The 16,994-nt window shown below is 67.4% G+C and carries 16 protein-coding genes and 1 riboswitch; of the genes, 10 read left to right on the top strand and 6 right to left on the bottom strand.

What is annotated here, in order from left to right; translation table 11 throughout:
- Positions 1-36 precede the first annotated feature (36 nt).
- Positions 37-182, bottom strand: a riboswitch (TPP riboswitch).
- 66 nt (positions 183-248) lie between these two features.
- The gene (locus tag I2487_RS06435) at positions 249-518 is read left to right on the top strand and encodes a DUF4235 domain-containing protein (RefSeq protein ID WP_207170293.1); all 270 of its coding nucleotides are present in this window, start codon (positions 249-251) and stop codon (positions 516-518) included.
- Between the two features lie 3 nt (positions 519-521).
- Complete coding sequence (locus I2487_RS06430; protein WP_207170294.1) at positions 522-1,355, top strand: carbon-nitrogen hydrolase family protein; 834 nt, start codon at positions 522-524, stop codon at positions 1,353-1,355.
- Between the two features lie 65 nt (positions 1,356-1,420).
- Here the strand turns inward: I2487_RS06430 and I2487_RS06425 are convergent, their stop codons facing one another.
- Positions 1,421-2,377 (bottom strand): aminodeoxychorismate lyase, encoded by a 957-nt coding sequence (locus tag I2487_RS06425; protein ID WP_207170295.1) that lies wholly within the window; start codon positions 2,375-2,377, stop codon positions 1,421-1,423.
- Positions 2,378-2,467: 90 nt separating this feature from the next.
- On the opposite strand from I2487_RS06425, the gene cls reads away from it, so the two are divergent.
- Together cls and I2487_RS06415 are read left to right on the top strand one after the other, a co-directional pair.
- On the top strand, positions 2,468-3,958 hold the full coding sequence (gene cls, locus I2487_RS06420; RefSeq protein WP_207170296.1) for a cardiolipin synthase: 1,491 nt from the start codon (positions 2,468-2,470) through the stop codon (positions 3,956-3,958).
- Positions 3,959-4,052: 94 nt separating this feature from the next.
- Positions 4,053-4,955, top strand: a complete 903-nt coding sequence (locus tag I2487_RS06415) for a prolipoprotein diacylglyceryl transferase (RefSeq protein WP_207170297.1) — start codon at positions 4,053-4,055, stop codon at positions 4,953-4,955.
- On the opposite strand, the gene I2487_RS06410 is transcribed toward I2487_RS06415, so the two are convergent.
- Positions 4,945-6,534 carry an anthranilate synthase component I family protein gene (locus I2487_RS06410; RefSeq protein WP_207173023.1) on the bottom strand — a complete coding sequence of 530 codons (1,590 nt, stop codon included), beginning with the start codon at positions 6,532-6,534 and terminating at the stop codon, positions 4,945-4,947. The two genes, I2487_RS06415 and I2487_RS06410, sit on opposite strands and share 11 nt — an antisense overlap.
- A 76-nt stretch (positions 6,535-6,610) precedes the next feature.
- Here I2487_RS06410 and I2487_RS06405 point away from each other — a divergent pair, with 76 nt between their 5' ends.
- Both I2487_RS06405 and I2487_RS06400 read left to right on the top strand, forming a co-directional pair.
- Positions 6,611-7,246, top strand: a complete 636-nt coding sequence (locus tag I2487_RS06405) for a TetR/AcrR family transcriptional regulator (protein WP_207170302.1) — start codon at positions 6,611-6,613, stop codon at positions 7,244-7,246.
- Positions 7,247-7,327: 81 nt separating this feature from the next.
- Positions 7,328-9,931 carry an MMPL family transporter gene (locus I2487_RS06400; RefSeq protein WP_207170303.1) on the top strand — a complete coding sequence of 868 codons (2,604 nt, stop codon included), beginning with the start codon at positions 7,328-7,330 and terminating at the stop codon, positions 9,929-9,931.
- Positions 9,932-10,013: 82 nt separating this feature from the next.
- Here I2487_RS06400 and I2487_RS06395 read toward each other — a convergent pair whose 3' ends face one another.
- Entirely contained in the window at positions 10,014-10,829 is an 816-nt protein-coding gene (locus tag I2487_RS06395; RefSeq protein WP_207170304.1) for an HAD-IIA family hydrolase, read from the bottom strand.
- 183 nt (positions 10,830-11,012) lie between these two features.
- On the opposite strand from I2487_RS06395, the gene I2487_RS06390 reads away from it, so the two are divergent.
- From I2487_RS06390 to I2487_RS06380, 3 genes are read left to right on the top strand one after another with little or no spacing between them, the layout of a single operon-like run.
- Complete coding sequence (locus I2487_RS06390) at positions 11,013-11,363, top strand: GntR family transcriptional regulator (protein ID WP_207170305.1); 351 nt, start codon at positions 11,013-11,015, stop codon at positions 11,361-11,363.
- A gap of 34 nt (positions 11,364-11,397) precedes the next feature.
- Positions 11,398-12,315: an ATP-binding cassette domain-containing protein gene (locus tag I2487_RS06385; protein WP_207170306.1), complete on the top strand. Its 918-nt coding sequence runs from the start codon at positions 11,398-11,400 to the stop codon at positions 12,313-12,315.
- Positions 12,312-13,091: a hypothetical protein gene (locus tag I2487_RS06380; protein ID WP_207170307.1), complete on the top strand. Its 780-nt coding sequence runs from the start codon at positions 12,312-12,314 to the stop codon at positions 13,089-13,091. The genes I2487_RS06385 and I2487_RS06380 overlap by 4 nt, the downstream gene beginning before the upstream one ends.
- A gap of 357 nt (positions 13,092-13,448) precedes the next feature.
- Here I2487_RS06380 and I2487_RS06375 read toward each other — a convergent pair whose 3' ends face one another.
- From I2487_RS06375 to I2487_RS06365, 3 genes are all read right to left on the bottom strand, one after another.
- A complete protein-coding gene (locus I2487_RS06375; RefSeq protein WP_207170308.1) occupies positions 13,449-13,832 on the bottom strand; it encodes a non-heme iron oxygenase ferredoxin subunit in 384 nt (127 codons plus the stop codon).
- Positions 13,833-13,886: 54 nt separating this feature from the next.
- On the bottom strand, positions 13,887-14,282 hold the full coding sequence (gene hslR / locus I2487_RS06370; protein WP_207170309.1) for an Hsp15 family ribosome-associated heat shock protein: 396 nt from the start codon (positions 14,280-14,282) through the stop codon (positions 13,887-13,889).
- 201 nt (positions 14,283-14,483) lie between these two features.
- Positions 14,484-15,146 carry a hypothetical protein gene (locus tag I2487_RS06365; RefSeq protein WP_207173022.1) on the bottom strand — a complete coding sequence of 221 codons (663 nt, stop codon included), beginning with the start codon at positions 15,144-15,146 and terminating at the stop codon, positions 14,484-14,486.
- 602 nt (positions 15,147-15,748) lie between these two features.
- On the opposite strand from I2487_RS06365, the gene I2487_RS06360 reads away from it, so the two are divergent.
- The coding region (locus I2487_RS06360; protein ID WP_207173021.1) for a peptidoglycan DD-metalloendopeptidase family protein at positions 15,749-16,994 on the top strand (1,246 nt) is incomplete at its 3' end.

Raw genomic sequence — 16,994 nt, 5'->3', positions numbered from 1 at the left:
CGCAGGAGGGAGGCTTGAGCCGCAGCTCAAACGTCCGAGTGAAGATGCTCGACTTCCTTCGCAGGTCCTAACCTGATCAGGTTCGAGGGTCTGGGCCTTCAGCCCACTCTCAGCGCCCTGCCGGCAGGGTACTGGCTGATCAGCCAGATCTCCTGTCGAGGGGCGCTCCCCTGTCGTGTCTCAAATGACGTGCACTACAGTAGCACCAGGACACCCAACCACCCCTGAGCAGCTCTGAGGAGAACACTGTGGACAAGCTTCTGGACAAGGGCATGGCCCTTGGCATCTCACTGGCCGGCGGCTTCGTCGCCACGCGGATCTTCGACTTCGTGTGGAAGAAGACCACCGGCGACGACGCCCCGCGCGTGGCCAACGACGAGATGACGCTCAAGCGCGCCCTGGCCTTCTCCATCGGCTCTGCCGCCGTCTCCGCCGCCGTGCAGGTGCTCTCACAGCGGGGCGCAAGCTCCACGGTGAAGAAGCTCCGCAGCAAGGCTGGAGATCGCGCAGAGGTCTGATCGATGCGCATCGCTGCCGCTCAGATCACCACCGGCCCGGACCCTGATGCCAACCTGCAGCTGATCCGCGAATACACCTCCCGTGCCGCGCAGGCCGGGGCGCGGGTCGTGGTCTTCCCCGAGGCCGCCCAGCGCGCCTTCGGGCACCCGCTGCCGCCCGTGGCCGAACCGGTCACCGGCGCCTGGGCCGAGGCCGTCCGCGGCCTGGCCCGGGAGTTCCAGATCGTGATCGTCGCCGGAATGTTCACCCCCGGGGTGCCCAGCGCCGACGGTCGACCTCGAGTCGTCAATACCCTGATCGCCGTGGGCCCCGCCGGCCCCTCCGGCGCGGCCGCGGAGATCGACGTCGCCTATGACAAGATCCACCTCTACGACGCCTTCGGCTTCAAGGAGTCCGACGGCGTCCAGCCCGGCCGCAGCCCGGCGCAGTTCGTCCTCGACGACATCACCTTCGGGCTGGCCACCTGCTACGACATCCGCTTCCCGAACCTGTTCACCGCCCATGCCCGATCTGGCGCGCAGGTGACCCTGGTGCCGGCATCCTGGGGCGCGGGGGAGGGCAAGCTGGCGCAGTGGCGGCTGCTCGCCCAGGCCAGGGCGCTGGACTCCACGCAGTACATCCTGGCCTGCGGCCAGGCCGATCCCGCCGCCGCCGGAGTGGACCCGGTGCCGGGAGCGCCCACCGGGATCGGGCATTCGATGATCGTGTCCCCGCTGGGCGTCCCGCTCCGCGAGGCCGGCGGCGCGCCTGAGCTGCTGATCGCCGAGCTAGACCCGGAACTGGTCAGCCGGACCCGGGAACTGGTCCCGGTGCTGCGCAACGCCCGCCAGCTCTGACGCTCGCCAGCTCCAACGCCCGCCAGCTCCAACGCCCGCCAGCTCTAGCGCCCAGGGCGCGCAGCTCAGTCCAGCGGGTGGTTGACCGGCAGGTCCTGGTCCAGGAAGCTGTTCAGCGCCGCGGTGAGCTCCGGGTTCACGGCGAGCTCATGCTCATCGATCCGGTTCACCGGAGCCGCCAGCCGCACCGAGGACAGCAGCCACAGGTGATCTGCCGCATAGAGGTCCTCAGGGGTCAGCGGCCCATAGCCGAGCTTCCAGCCGGCCCGCTCGGCCGCGGTGAAGATCGCTCCCTGGGTGGTGCCCGGCAGGATGCCGGTCTCCAGCACCGGGGTGATCAGCGTCGGCGGCTCTCCGTCGGCGCCCGCCTTCGCGATGAGCACGGTGGAGGTCGGGCCCTCGAGCACCTGGCCGTCGGAGGTGGTGAAGATGACGTCGTCGAACCCGCCGGCCTCGGCGTGGCGCAGCGCAGCCATGTTCACCGCATAGCTCAGGGTCTTGGCGCCCAGCACGAGCCAGGGTGCCCGTTCGGCGGCGGTGGAGTCGTAGCCGCGGTCCAGCAGCGTCACGGCCAGCGGCTTGCCGCGGTTGGACCGCATGCTCTCAGCCACCGGAGTCAGCATCAGCCAGTAGGTGCCGGCGAAGGCCGGATCCTCGGAGGCCGGTTCGCCCTCCACGCCTCGGGTGGCTACGAGCTTGACCGCCAGCTCCTCAGGCACCCCGCCCCGGGCGCGGTACTCCTCGAGGCCCAGCCCGATGGCGGCCTCCCAGGAGTCTGCCGGGGGAATGCCGATGTCAAGGATGCCGGCGGAGCGGCGCAGTCGGGCCAGGTGTGCGTCGAGCTTCCGCGGCGTGCCGTTCACGGCGAACATCGTCTCGAATATCCCGTCCCCGCGGATGGCACCGAGGTCGGTGATCCGCAGCTGGGGCTGGTGCGGGTCAAAGACCGCACCAGTGGGGTGTTCGGCGTCGATCCGTACGGCGACGGCGGCCACAGAGTCATCGCGAAAGTGCTCAGCCATGGCTACAGCCTAGCCCCTGGGCGGGCCGCCGGCGGTGATCGGCGGGGCCAGACCCAGTAGGCTGTCTCAGAACACCTTGGAGGGTATGCGTTGCTGTGGCCATTTAGCGGGTGGGGACTGGAATCCCTGCCGCAGGGGATCCTCCTGGGCATCCTCGTGTTCGAGATCGGCGTCCGAGTGGCCGTGATCGGCATCATTCCCTCCAATCGCCGCCCCAACACCGCGATGGCCTGGCTGTTGGCGATCTTCTTCGTCCCGGCGATCGGGCTGCCGCTGTTCCTGCTCTTCGGCCGCAGCAAGCTCTCCGCCCGCCGGCAGGAGCGTCAGCGGCGGATGAATGCCGCGCTGCTGCGGGCCACCAGCCAGATGGAGCTCTCGGACCAGCTGCGTGAGCATGAGCAGCTCAGCGCCACCGCGGTGCTCAATCGCAATCTTGGCGCCTTCCCCATCCAGGAGGGCAACCAGCTCACGCTGATCACGGACTATAAGGCGTCCTTCACCTGGCTGGTCGATCAGATCGATGAGGCCCGGGAGTACGTCCATGTGCTCTTCTACATCGTCGGGGACGACCGCGAGTACGCCGGCCCGGTGCTCGACGCCATGGAGCGCGCGGCCGAGCGCGGGGTCAAGGTGCGTTTCCTCTATGACCATCTCGGCACGGCGCGGGTCAAGGGCTACCGTCGGCTCAAGCGCAGGCTGCGCGGTTCCAAGATCGAATGGCATCGGGTGCTCCCGATTCGTCCGCTGCGCCGGCGCTTCTCCCGGTTGGATCTGCGCAACCACCGCAAGATCGTGGTCATCGACGGCATCACCGCGCTGACCGGCTCCACGAACCTGATCGAACCGCACTACCAGCGACCCGCGGCGGTGCGCATGGGTCGACGCTGGGTCGAGCTCAATGTGGTGCTCACCGGCCCCGCGGTGACCGGACTCGACATCGTCTTCGCCTCCGACTGGTACGCCGAGACCAACGAGAACCTCGGCGAGAAGCTGTTGGTGGACCTGGAGGCCGATGAGGCCGCCTCGGGCGGCTCGCTGGTCCAGGTGGTCCCCTCCGGCCCGGGGTTCCCGGATGAGAACAACCTGCGCCTCTTCAACGACCTGATCTACCAGGCCACGGACCGGATCATCATCTCCACGCCGTACCTGGTCCCCGACGATTCGCTGCTCTACGCGCTCACCAACGCGGCGCACCGCGATGTCGAGGTCCTAGTGCTGGTCTCGAAGAAGGCCGATCAGTTCACCGTCCAGCACGCCCAGCAGTCCTACTACCAGATCCTGCTCGAGGCCGGGGTGCGGATCTTCCGCTACCCGGATCCGGACGTGTTGCACGCGAAGTTCATGATCATCGATGACCACGTCGCGGTCCTGGGCTCTTCGAACATGGACATGCGCTCCTTCTCGCTGAACCTGGAGGTCACGCTGATGATCGTCGACGTGGAGAAGGTCACCGAGATCGAGGAGGTCTTCACGCGGTATCTCCTGCTCTCCACCGAGCTTGACCTTCAGGAGTGGTCACGCAGGCCGTGGCACGTGCGCTACCTGGACAACACCTTCCGGCTCACCTCCGGGCTGCAGTAGAGGCCCGGATCGACGAGCATATATACTCTCTGCCCAGGACGCCGGAGCCCGATCCGGAGCCCCTCCACCCAGCGCCGATCAGACCTGAGGAAACATGAGCGGATTGCGTTCGACGGCTCGCCGAGCCGCGCCTTCCGCGACCCGGACCGCGGGCCTGCTCGGCGTCGTCGCCGCAGTGGCGCTCTCCGCCGCGGCCTGTTCCTCGGATTCCGAGGATTCGGGCCAGGCCCAGGATGCCGCAGCGCTCAGTGCCGTCTCGTCGGAGAGCGGGGAGGCGGCTGAGCCCCAGCAGGACAGCATCGATCAGGACGCGGCCGCCGAGCAGGACACCGCGGACCAGGACGCGGAAGATCCCGAGGGCGGCAGCGACGAAGCGGCCACCGACCCAGGACCCGAGGAGCTGCTCACGCAGCGCGAGATCGCGCAGATCCTGCTCACCGAGTCGGAGCTCCCGTTCACCCCGGACAGCCATTCCACGCTGACCGGACTGGACTTCTTCCAGGACCAGCTGGGCGCGACCGCGGAGGTCTACACCGAGAGCTTCGGTGAGGGCGAGTGTTCATCCGCCATGGATCGCATCAACGCGGACCTCATCGGGGAGAGCCCGGAGCGCGGCGTGGTCCAGGAGTACCAGCGCGAGCTCTCCGATCGTACCGAGAGCCTCTACGTCTGGATGCTCGGCCTCCAGGAGCGGCCGGATTCAGGTGCCGTCTGGGACCGGGTCATCGAGGCCTGCACCGACCAGCCGCTTCAGGCGGAGACCGATTCGGTGGGCTTCGGGGCCTTCGAGGCCCATGACTTCCGCGGACTTGAGCTGGAGATGGAGGTCTTCGACGGCGAGTCCGTGGTGGAGGTCCTCGGCTTCTCAGCCAGCACGGACTACGGCAGGCACCTGCTGATGGTCAGCGCCGCGAACATGGATGCCGAGACCTTCGAGGAGATCGTGGAGCTCCAGTCCGCGAAGCTCGCGACCTTCGATCACGAGCTCACCGACTAGCCTCGGGCGCCGACTCGGGGAACCTCGCGCCGAGCGCCCCCAGCACACCGCGGGACTTGGTGCGGATCTCCTCCCACTCCTCGGCCGGGTCGGAATCGGCGGTGATGGCCCCGCCCAGACCCAGGTGGAACCGCCGGGCCTCGGGCTCACCGGTGAGCACCGCGGTGCGGATCAGCACCGCAAGGTCCGCGGCGCCGTTGGTGCTGAAGTATCCCGCCACCCCCGAATAGGCTCCGCGCGCCCCGGTCTCCAGGCGCTGCAGGATATCCATCGTGGAGATCTTCGGCGCCCCGGTCATCGACCCGGGCGGGAAGGCGTCGGCGATCACCCGCGCCCGCGGGACCTCGTCCGGGATCGCAGCGCTGACCGTGGAGACCAGCTGGTGCACGCTGGGGTAGGTCTCCACCGCACAGAGCCGTTCCGTGCGCAGGCTGCCCGGAACGGCGTGGATCGAGAGGTCGTTGCGGACCAGGTCCGCGATCATCACGTTCTCCGCCCGGTCCTTGGGGTGGCTGCGCAGATCCTCGATCATGGCGCGGTCCGCTGCGGCGGTCTCCCCGCGAGGCCTGGTGCCCTTGATCGGCTCCGAGCGCACCGTGCCGCCCGCGCTGACGCTGAGGAACCGTTCCGGTGACGTGGAGAGGATCTCGGTCTCTCCGATGCGCAGGAACGCGGTGAAGGGGGCCCGGTTACGGGCACGAAGAACGGTGAAGAGGTCGACGCCGGACGCGTGGCCCGGTGCCAGGGTCCCGGTGACCGCCGTGGTCAGACAGATCTCGTAGCTGTTGCCCGCGGTGATCTCTCGCTGGGCCGCCTGGATCGCCGCGAGATAGGCGCTGCGGGAATCCCTGACCGCGACCTCGCGCACCGTCGCAGCCCCCGCAGCTGCGGCGTCGCTTCCCTCGATCCGCCTCGCGGCGCCTCCCGCGGCCACCACTCCGGCCAGTGCCCGGAGCACCTGTTCCTCCCAGTCGGACTCCGTGCTCGGGTCCAGGCACTGGAGCTCCAGCTGTCCCGTGCCGTGGTGGATCACCACGGCATGCGTGGCGCGGAACAGGCTGGCTTCCTGGGTGGGCAGGCCGCTGCGCTCCAGCGCCGTGTCGGGCCGGTCCGCGGCGCCAGACTCTCGCTTGAGCTCGTAGCCGAGCCAGCCGACCCAGCCGAGCGCGAACCGCGGGGTGTCGCGCGGGGGCTCATCCGGTTCCTCCTCCGCGGCCGCCTGGTCCGCGGGCCCGGTCCAGTTCTCCGCCAGCCAGCCGAAGAACGGCTGGTGCGCCTCGGTGGTCCCCGCAGGTGTGGTGACGCTGGTCCGACCCCTCAGGTGGCTGACCGTGGCCGCCTGCGCGCCTAAGGAGAACGCCAGGATGCTCTGCGCGCTGCGTCCGGGCTGCTCGGTCCGGGCGTGGTCGCTGCTGTCCAGCAGCGCCGCCGGAACGTCGGGAAGCGCGGCGCTGAGGCTCCCGAAGAGCTGCGCGGCGAGGTCCTCGGAGTCACGGGCCTGATGCTCCCGGGCCCTTCGCGCGGACTCCGGGACGAGCTCTTCCAGGTCCAGCAGCCGGCTGGTCGACGCAGCCCTCATGGGGTCCCTGGTGCGGCGGTCATGGATCAAGGATGGCACAGGCCGAGGATCTCCTCGTCGCGCTACGATATCGCCCATGGCATCTGAGGCACAGCGGTCCGACACCGCAGAACCGCGACGGGGACGTCCGCGCAGCGAGGCCTCACACCAGGCGGTCTTAGACGCCACGACCCGGCTGCTGCGCGTGAGCTCCTACGAGGAGCTCACCGTGGAGGCGATCGCCTCGGAGGCAGGGGTGAGCAAGCAGACCATCTACCGCTGGTGGAAGTCCAAGGCCGCCGTGGTGCTGGAGGTCATGCTCACCGGCGACGCCGAGATCGAGCTGGTGCCCATGCCCTCCACCGGCGATCTGCGCGCTGACTGTCTGACCTGGATCCGCGGCATGCTCGTCGAAGCCTTCCGCGAGACCCACGTCGGCATGGCGCGCAGCCTCGTGGTGGCGGGACTCCAGGGTGACCCCGGGACCGAGCGGCTGCTGCAGCAGGCGAGCATGTGGGATCACGGCCTGCTGGCCGAGCGTCTGCGTGAGGCCGAACGGGCAGGTGAGCTTCGCGAGGGCGTGGACATCGCCGCGGCCGCCTCCGCGATCGGGGATCCGTTGATCTTCCGGATGCTCACCGGCTCCGCGCCGAGCCTGAGCTGGTCGGAGAGCCTCGTCGACGTCGTCGTGACCGGGCTGATGCGCCCCGGGGCCGGCACCTCGCTGAACTAGTCGCCATGAGCTTCATCACATCGGAGCTTCATAAAGGTCTCGGCTAATTTCGAGACGCGGCGTTCCGTTTATGATCGTGTCATGGCAAAGCTCCTTTATCGCCTCGGCCTGCTCTCCGCGCGCCGAGCCAAGACCGTCGTCGCAGCCTGGTTAGCCATGCTTGCACTCGCCGTCAGCTCCTTCCTCGCCTTCGGCGGACAGCTGACGGATCAGATCACCCTCCCTGACCTGGAGACCACCGCGGTCGCCGACCGTCTGGTGGAGGAGATGCCGGACTCCGGCGGCGGCAACGCCTCAGCGATCCTGCGCACCGACGACGGTGAGCCGTTCACCGCCGAGCAGGAGGAGCAGGTCGCCGAGTTCATCGCGGAGCTCGAGGGCGAGGACATCGTCAGCAGCGTCACCGACCCCTTCGTCACCGAGGAGCAGATCGCCGAGGCGCGCAGCGAGATCTCCACCGGCGAGTCGGAGCTGGAATCCGGTCGCGAAGAGATCGAGACCAACCGTGAGGAGCTGGAGTCCGGCCGCGAGGAGATCGAGTCCGGCCTCGCCCAGCTCGACGAGGGGCAGGAGCAGCTCGACCAGGCGATCGCCGAGGCTCGGGAGCAGGGCATCTACGAGGCCGCTCAGCCCCAGTTCGAGGCGCAGCAGGCCGAGCTCGATGCCAGCCGAGCCGAGCTTGAGGCCGCGCAGCAGGAGCTTGAGGCCGGTGAGGAGGAGCTCGACGCCGGCGCGGAGGAGCTCACCGAGGCCGCCGAGGAGCTGGAGCGCGGCGAGGCGCTCCTGGAGCTCTCCTCCGGGGCCCAGGTCGTCTCCGAGGACGGCGATGTGGCCGTGCTGATGCTCAACTTCACCGAGCCCATGGAGAGCATCGGCACCGAGGACCTGGCCACGGTCTCTGAGGTCATCACCGACGCGCAGATCGACGGCGTCGAGGCCCTGCCCGGCGGTGACCTCGACTTCGAGCTTCCGCACCTGTTCTCTGTGGCCGAGCTGATCGGTCTGATGATCGCCGCAGCCGTGCTGCTGATCATGCTCGGCACGCTCATCGGCGCGGGACTGCCGCTGCTCAACGCCCTGATCGGCGTCGGGGTCGGCGTCGCCGGAGCGCTGGCGTTCTCCGGCGTCGTCGACATGATGTCCATGACTCCGATCCTGGGCCTGATGCTGGGACTCGCGGTGGGCATCGACTACTCGCTGTTCATCATCCACCGTCACCGCCGACAGCTGAAGGACGGCATGGCGGTCCACACATCGATCGCCCTGGCCACGGGCACGGCGGGCAATGCCGTGGTCTTCGCCGGTGCCACCGTGGTCATCGCGCTGCTGGCGCTCAACGTCACCGGCCTGCCGTTCCTGGCCCTGATGGGCAGCGTCGCAGCCGCCTGTGTGGCCATCGCGGTGCTCATGGCAGTCACCATGACCCCGGCCATGCTCTCCCTGGTGGACCGCAGGATCCTCGGTCGTAAGGAACGTCGTCACATCGGGGAGCGGCGCACCAAGCAGATCACCACGCCCATGGGCCACGGCAAGGCGATCGGCATCGCCGCCGCCGCGCTGATTGGGCTCGGGGTGCTCTCCATCCCGACCTTCGACCTGCGCCTGGGCCTGCCCGACGCGAGCTCCAACGCCGAGGACTCGGCCTCCTACCAGGCCTACGCCGCCACCGAGGAGGCCTTCGGCCAGGGCGTCAACGGACCGCTCCTGGTCCTGGCCGATCTGCCCTCCGGGCTGGAAGACGCCCAGGCGCAGGACTACCAGATCGAGATCGGCACCGCGCTGCTTCAGAACGAGAACATCGCTGCCGCAGTGCCGGCCGCGCTCAACGACGACAACACGCTCGGGGTCTTCCAGATCATCCCCGAGGAGGGTCCGGCCGCCGAGTCCACCGAGAACCTGGTGCACGAGTTCCGCGAAGGCAACCCGCTGGCCGGAACCGAGGCTGCCGACGTCGAGCTCTCCGTGGCGGGCATGACGGCCGCTCAGATCGACATGTCAGATGTGATCTCCGATGCGCTGCCGCTCTACCTGGCGCTGGTCATCGGGCTCTCACTGCTGCTGATGATCATGGTGTTCCGCTCGATCCTGCTCCCGGTGATCGCGACCCTCGGCTTCGTCGGGTCCTTCGCCGCCGCCGTGGGCATCGTGGTTGCGGTGTTCCAGTGGGGCTGGCTGAGCGAGATCTTCGGCGTCACGACGCCGGGCCCGGTCCTGACCTTCCTGCCGGTGCTCATGGTGGGCATCCTCTTCGGGCTGGCCATGGACTATCAGCTCTTCACCGCCTCCGGGATGCGTGAGGCCTACGCCCACGGCTCCGCGCCGCGGCTCGCAGTCCGCCAGGGCCTGCACGCCGGACGCTCCGTGGTGACCGCCGCGGCGCTGATCATGGCCTCGGTCTTCGCTGGATTCGTCTTCACCGATGACCCGATGATCGCCTCCATGGGGCTGGGGCTCTCCGTGGGCGTGCTGCTGGATGCCTTCGTGGTCCGGCTGATGCTGGTGCCGGCGCTGCTGCACCTGGCCGGGCCTGCCGCCTGGTGGCTGCCGAAGTGGATGGACCGCCTGATCCCGGATGTCGACGTCGAGGGCGCCCAGCTGGAGCGCGAGGTCGTGCCGGAGGCCGCCGGACCCGCCGACGGGCTCCAGCCGCTGGGCAAGGCGCCGGAGACGGCACCCACCCGCTGACCGACCGACCCGCACGCAGCAACGCCCGGCACCTGTTCAAGGCGCCGGGCGTTGCTGTGTGGTCTTCTGCCGGGTGTCGGCCCTATTGTGGGTCCTCGTCCCGATCGAGCGGATCCTCCAACAGCTCGTAGACGCCGTCGATGATCCGATTCGGTCGGAACGGGAAGTCCGCGATGCTGGCCCGGCTGGAGAGCCCGGTCATCACCAGGATCGTGTGCATCCCGGCCTCCATGCCGGCCACGATGTCGGTGTCCATCCGATCCCCGATCATCGCCGTCTCCATGGAGTGCGCGCCGAGATGGTTCAACGCCGATCGGAACATCATCGGATTGGGCTTGCCGACGACGTACGGCTCCCGCCCGGTGGCCTTGGTGATCAACGAGGCGATGGCTCCGGTGGCCGGGATGACGCCTTCCGGGCTCGGGCCGGTGGCATCGGGGTTGGTCAGGATGAACCGGGCGCCGTCGTTGATCAGCCGCACCGCCTTTGTGATGGCCTCAAAGCTGTAGTTCCGGGTCTCACCGACGACCACGTAGTCCGGGTTGGTCTCGGTCATGATGAATCCGGCGGCATGGATCGCGGTGGTGAGGCCTGCTTCACCGATGACGTAGCAGCTGCCCTGCGCATTGGACTCCGGATCGACCTGGTTCGCCAGGAACGTGGCCGTGGCCAGCGCGGAGGTCCAGATCCGCTCCTCGGGCACCACCAGTCCGGAGTTGCGCAGCCGGGCGCTGAGGTCCCGGGCGGTGAAGATCGAGTTGTTGGTCAGCACCAGATAGGGCAGGTCCTTGCTGCGCCACTGCTCCAAGAGCTCCGCGGCGCCCGGAAGCGCCTCCTGCTCGCGGACGAGCACGCCGTCCATATCGGTCAGCCAGCATTCGATGTTCTCACCGTTCATGCCTTGATCCTATGTCCTCGCGCCGCAGGCCTGCCAGGGACCCGCGCTGGGAGCTGGCACACATCGAGTGGCCCGGGCTCTTGACCCCCGGGCGCCTCTATGGTTCATTAGTAGAGTAATTAACCATAGAGGTAGTGGACTCGGTATGCTGGAGCCGTTCCTTGGAGAAAGGTGGACGGGCTCGTGGAAGAGGGTCGCGCACTCTTCGTGCAGATCGCCGAACAGCTGGAGGCCTCCGTCCTGGACGGCTCCCTGGCTGAAGGCGAACGCGCCCCGTCCACCAATGAGCTCGCGGCCTTCCATCGGATCAATCCCGCCACGGCCGCCAAGGGCCTCAACCTGCTGGTGGACCGCGGGATCCTGCTCAAGCGCCGGGGTCTGGGCATGTTCGTGGCCCCCGGCGCCCGGGAGATCCTCACCGCACAGCGCCGTGCCCAGTTTGCGACGGACTACCTCGATCCGATCATCACCGAGGCCCGCACCGTCGGGCTCTCGGTGGACACCATCATCGAGATGCTCCGCTCCCGGACGTGATCAGCGCCCGGAGCGCCGAAGGAAGGAGGCGGTCATGAGCACCGCCGTAGAACTGACCCAGGTCTCACGCAGATACCGCAGCGCCACGGCGCTGGAGAATGTGTCGCTGAGCCTGGAGCGAGACGCCATCCACGGGCTGCTGGGCCGCAACGGAGCCGGCAAGACCACCCTGATGTCCATCGCCGCGGCCCAGGACTGGCCCTCCTCCGGGGAGGTCAAGATCCTCGGCCTGCGTCCGCATGAGAACGAGCAGGTGCTCCCGAGAATCTGCTTCGTCCGCGAGGAGCAGCGCTACGTCGACGACGCGCTCGCCAAGCACGCCTTCAAGGCCGCAGCGCGGGCGTTCCCGCGCTGGGACGCGCAGCTTGCGGCGCAGCTGGCCCGCGAGTTCCGGGTTCCGGAGAAGACCCGGATCAAGAAGATGTCACGCGGTCAGCGCTCCGCGGTGGGAGTCATCATCGGAATCGCCTCGCGCGCCGAGGTGACCTTCTTCGATGAGCCCTATATGGGTCTGGACGCCGTGGCCCGTCAGCTCTTCTACGACCGGCTCCTGGAGGACTATGCCTCACACCCGCGCACCGTGGTGCTCTCCTCGCACCTGATCGACGAGATCGCACACCTGATCGAGAACGTGGTGGTCATCGACCAGGGCCAGATCCTGCTCGAGGAGCCCGTGGAGCAGCTGCGCGATCGCGCCGTGACCCTGGTGGGTCGGCAGGACATCGTGGCCGAGGTGATCGGCACCCGCGAGGTCCTGCACCACGAGGCGATGGGGCGGATCGTGCGGACCACGGTGCTGGGCGCCCTCGACGAGCCCGAACGCCGAGCGTTGCAGGAGCGCGACGTGGAGATCCTCCCGGTCTCGCTCCAGCAGCTGATCGTGCGGCTCACCGCGCGCGAAGACACATCGAACCAGACCACGATGGCCCCATCCGAGGAGGTGGCCCGATGAGCAGCCTTGCAGTCCAGTCAACGGAAGCTTCGACGGCGCAGGACCAGCAGGCATCACGTTCGAGCTTCGCGCGCCTCCCGTCGGCGTTCAGACTGCAGTTCACCGTTCCGTCGCAGATGATCTGGGTGCCGTTGGGCGTGTTCTTCCTGTCCTGGGCACTGGCCATCGGCATCGGGCTGTGGATCCGCCATCTGGGAGACGGTACGGGTGATCCGTTCTACACCGGTGCCTCCCAGGCCACCGTCTGGTGCCTGGCATTCATCGCGGCCTACTCGGCCTCCCATACGTTCCCCTTCTCCATGGCGCTGAGCTACAGCAGACGCGTCTTCGTGCTGGGGGCGTTCCTGGCCTTCGCCGCGGTCTCGGCCGGCTTCGGCGCGCTCTTCTCGATCGCGATCCTCCTGGAGCGGACCACGGGTGGATTCTGGGCGCAGAGCTATACCTTCGACCTCCCGTTGATGACGCAGAATGCGGGGGCCCTGGGGGCCGGCGTCCTGGCAGGCACGGTGTGCCTGGGTGCGATGATGGTCGGCTTCTTCTGGTCGATCCTCTACCGCCGAGTCAGCCTTGCGCTGCTGTGGGTCATCGCGCTGCTCCTCGTGGCGCTGCTGGCGGTCAGCGTCATGGTGCTCACGCAGAACGGCTGGTGGCCCCAGGTCTTCGACTGGCTCGGGGTGCAGAGCTCCTACTCCTTCGCCGGGTGGCTGCTGCTGCTCACGCTGGGTCTGACCGCGGTGAACTACCTGGTCATCCGGAGGGCCGTACCCACCGCCTGAACTTCCGGAGGCTCCAGCGCACAAGGAGGGAGCCCCAGATCGGCCAGCGTGAGGGGGACGCTGTATCGGCCGATCCGGGGCTCCCGAATCACTCGCACCTTGATGAGGTAGTTCCTACATTAGGAGATCACCTTGGGCAGGTGCTTGCGGTTTGCTGGTAAGTCACTGGGAAAGTAATTCGGCCGCCGGGCATGAGAAGAGCCCCGAGTCGGCCAGCGTGAGGGGACGCTTTAAATGGCTGACTCGGGGCTCTGAATCACTCGCACCTTGATGAGGTATTTATAACTGTAGGACCCATTCTTGACGTTTTCCCGAGCAGTTCCTGGGAGCTTCCTGGGTCCCTATCGCCACTGCGGGTCAGCTCGCCGGCTGCTCGGCTGAATCCGAGTCCGGCCGGGGCGTTCCGGGGTGCAGCATCAGCCGGTCGCCCTCGAGGGTGACCTGGTGGGTCTTCACTGGGCGCAGTGCCGGCAGCGTCTCGGGGACACCGGTGCGCAGGCAGAAGGCCGAAGCATGCATCGGGCACTCCAGGGTGTCTTCTTCGACGTAGCCGTCGGAGAGTGAGACCGCCTCATGGGAGCAGGTGTCATCCAGCGCGTAGAATCCGCCGTCCTCGGCATGGACCACCGCTATGTCGTCGTTCCATCCCGAGTCTTCGGCGGAGACGCGGAAGACCTCACCCTCGGGGTACTGGCCGGCGGGGCCGAGATCGACAGGAGGGAGTGCTTCAGTGTTGGACATGGGTTGTGCCTCTCTGGTGACGGATATCTGCGGCCTGCATTGTCTCAGAAGCTCTCACTCCGGCAGCTGGCGGCGCAGCTCTTCGAGCTTCCGGCGCTCCCGCTTGGTGGGGCGGCCAGATCCGCGTTCACGGACCGGCAGTCCGACGTCGCGGGGTCTGACCCGCTCGGGGGAGTGGTCCTGATATGCCTTCTGTGCAACGGGTGGGCCCACGCGCTTGGACAGCGTGTGGACGACGTCGAGGATGAGCTCGTGCCCGGGTCGGCGAACATGGATCCTGGTGCCCGGGGTGATGCGCAGCGAGGCCTTCGCCGGATTGCCGTCGATGGTGATGTGTCCGGCGCGGCAGGCGGTGGTGGCAGCGGAGCGCGTCTTGAAAAGCCGGACAGACCAGAGCCATGCGTCGATGCGGACCGGGCCGGTGGGGCCGGATGCGGCGGTCTCTGTCATGGCGTCAGTCTAGAGAACCACCGCCAGGCCGGTGGGGAGGTTTCCGGTGAATGCGCAGACCCCGCGGCCGGAGTGTGAGGGGACACTGCCCGGACGCGGGGTCTGCTGAATCACTCGCACCTTCATGAGGCGATCCCTACGTTAATGAGACTTCGTGGGCGCCCGGTGGTCATGGGCTGGGAGCTGCCTGGGACTCGGGGTCTAGACGTCTTCATCCGACGTCTGATTGTGGTACTCGCCTTCACAGAATCCCACGGTCAGCCACCCGTCCACGGGTTCGGCTGCCACGAGGACCGCTTCCTCATCGAGGGAGTCCACTTCGGTGTCGAGCAGGTCGAGAATGTCTTCCATCGGCTCGCGAAGCTCGTCCGGCACGAGAATATAGTTCTGTTCGACGGCGGAATAGATCTCGTCCAGAACAGCGTCTTCTTCAATTCCAGAATTCATATCATTCTGTAATCCGTCCAACATGGAACCGACAGACATGCAGGCTTCCTCTTCCGAGAAGTAAGCGCCAAGTTCCTCTGTTCTTTCGAGGTCCACGGCATCGGGATCCGGAAGGTCGCCGCCTCGGCCTTCGGCGGAGCCGGCACCGTCGCCGCCCTCGCCGGGGTCCTGGCCCTCCGGCGCCTCTGTGGTCTCGGGCTGAGTGGTCTCACTGGGCGCGGGCGGCTCCGAGGTCTCCGGGGCGGAGGTGTCGGCGGTGGCGCTCGGCTCAGTCGGGGTCCCAGGAGACTTCTCCTCGGCGCATCCGAGGAGCACCAGAGAGGTCATCCCGAGGAGGGCGAGCGCGCGTGCAGCACGCGCCCGGGAGGCTCTGACGCCCAGCGCGGGGGCGGGTGTCGTCGAGAAGGTGCGTGTCATGCGTCCAGTGTTACACGGGCGAAGAGCTGCCAGTCACATTCTCATCACAATGGGCTAGACCCCGCAGGCTTCAGAAATCCGCGGTCTGGAACAATGCGATACTTTCTTGGCGAGGGCAGTGCAGCGTCGACCGAACATCCTGCGGTAGTGGTGTTCGCCAGTTGCGCTGCCCTCCCGTCATTCCGCGGAGTACGGGCAGCTCCCGATCGGGGCTCGGCTACCGGTCTTCCGTCGCCCGTCGCGTTCATCAACAAGTCGTGTTCTGTTCGTTTCCGTGATTACGGCCTGGTTAAAGTCACGCTGGAAGCTTTTCTAAAAACTCTTGTCACGGACAACAAATCATGGGTTACAGTAGTCACGACTCGGCTTGCTGTACGCGCAGGATTCCCATCTTCTAGTACGGTTCGCTGCTTCCCCAGTCGCCATATCTGCTTATGAATACTCCGCATGCACGTGTCTCCGCGTGCTGGTCCTCACTCACCCCGCACGGGGCTCTCCGGTCTCCCAGCCGGTGAGCGCGAGGCTCCCAGCCGTCGGCCGCAGGTGTCGTCCGGGGTATTCACGGAGCCGTTCTGCCGTGAACGACTAGTGAGGAAGCACCTGTGCCGAAGAAACTCTCGTCTGCCGTCGTCGGCGGTCTCGCCGTTGGCCTGACTCTGCCGATGACCGCCAATGCCGCCGCCGCTGACACCGCACCGATGAATGTGGCGCCGCTGCCCACTGCGGGGGTGGATGCCCCAGCGACGAGCCTCGCCGGACTGAGCGGCGTGGACATCTCCGCAACTCGGAACGCCACCCAGTTCAGATACCCGATCGCCCAGCGCGCCTACAGCTACACCTCCCCGTATGGTGCGCGCTGCATGCCGACCCAGGGAGCCTCCACCTCGCACCTGGGCCAAGACCTCGGAGCCCCCGACGGCACCCCGATCTACTCGGTGGCCGATGGCACCGTGGTGCGCACCTTCACCGGTAACCGGTACAACGCCGGATACGTCGTCGTGCAGCACCGAGTCGATGGCAAGACCTTCCATAGCGCGTATTACCACATGTGGAACGCGAATACCCATGTGCGTATCGGCCAGACCGTGAATGCCGGCCAGACCATCGGCCTGGTCGGCAGCTCGGGACCCTCCACCGGCCCGCATCTGCACCTGGAGATCTGGGAGGGGGCCTGGATCAACGGCACCTCGCACAATCCGACCACCTGGCTCGCCCAGCGCGGCGTCAATCTGCGCTCGGGAGCCACCTCGGTGTGGAACATCACGACTCCCTCTTCCTGCGACTACTACACCGTCACGTCCACGGCGCTGCGCTCCACCGCGAGCAGCTCCGGCTCCGTCATCATGTGGCTGGGCGCTGGCGCCGCGCTGACGGCCGCGCCGGGTGACACCAGCAACTCCATGGTGCGGGTCAACGCGAACGGTCGGACCGGTTGGGTGGCGCACTCCTCGCTCACGCCGACCCGTCCGGCTGGAGGCGGCACAGTACCGGCTGCCAACGCGCCCCAGGGAACGTCGGTCACGCCCGCAAAGTACCGGATCACCACCTCACTCAATGCCCGCAGCGGACCCGGCACCAACTACGCGGTGCTCCAGGGACTGGTTTCGGGCACCGAGGTCACCGTGACCGCCACCTACGGCAGCTGGATGAAGTTCAGCCGGAATGGCCAGTCGGTCTGGTCGCACAGCGACTACATGGACAAGGTCGCTGCTCCGGTTGCTCCCACCACCGCTGCCAGCGGGACCTATCAGGTGAAGTCCGGTGTGAGCCTGCGGGCACGCAGCGGTGCCAGCACCTCGAACTCCATCGTGAAGGTCCTCGCTCCGGGGACCACGGTGACGGTCACGG

It is taken from the genome of Nesterenkonia sp. E16_10, assembly GCF_017347085.1.
In the GTDB taxonomy this organism is placed as follows: domain Bacteria; phylum Actinomycetota; class Actinomycetes; order Actinomycetales; family Micrococcaceae; genus Nesterenkonia.
The sequence above is the reverse complement of the archived record's forward strand: the minus strand, read 5'-3'. Positions and strand labels throughout refer to the sequence as shown.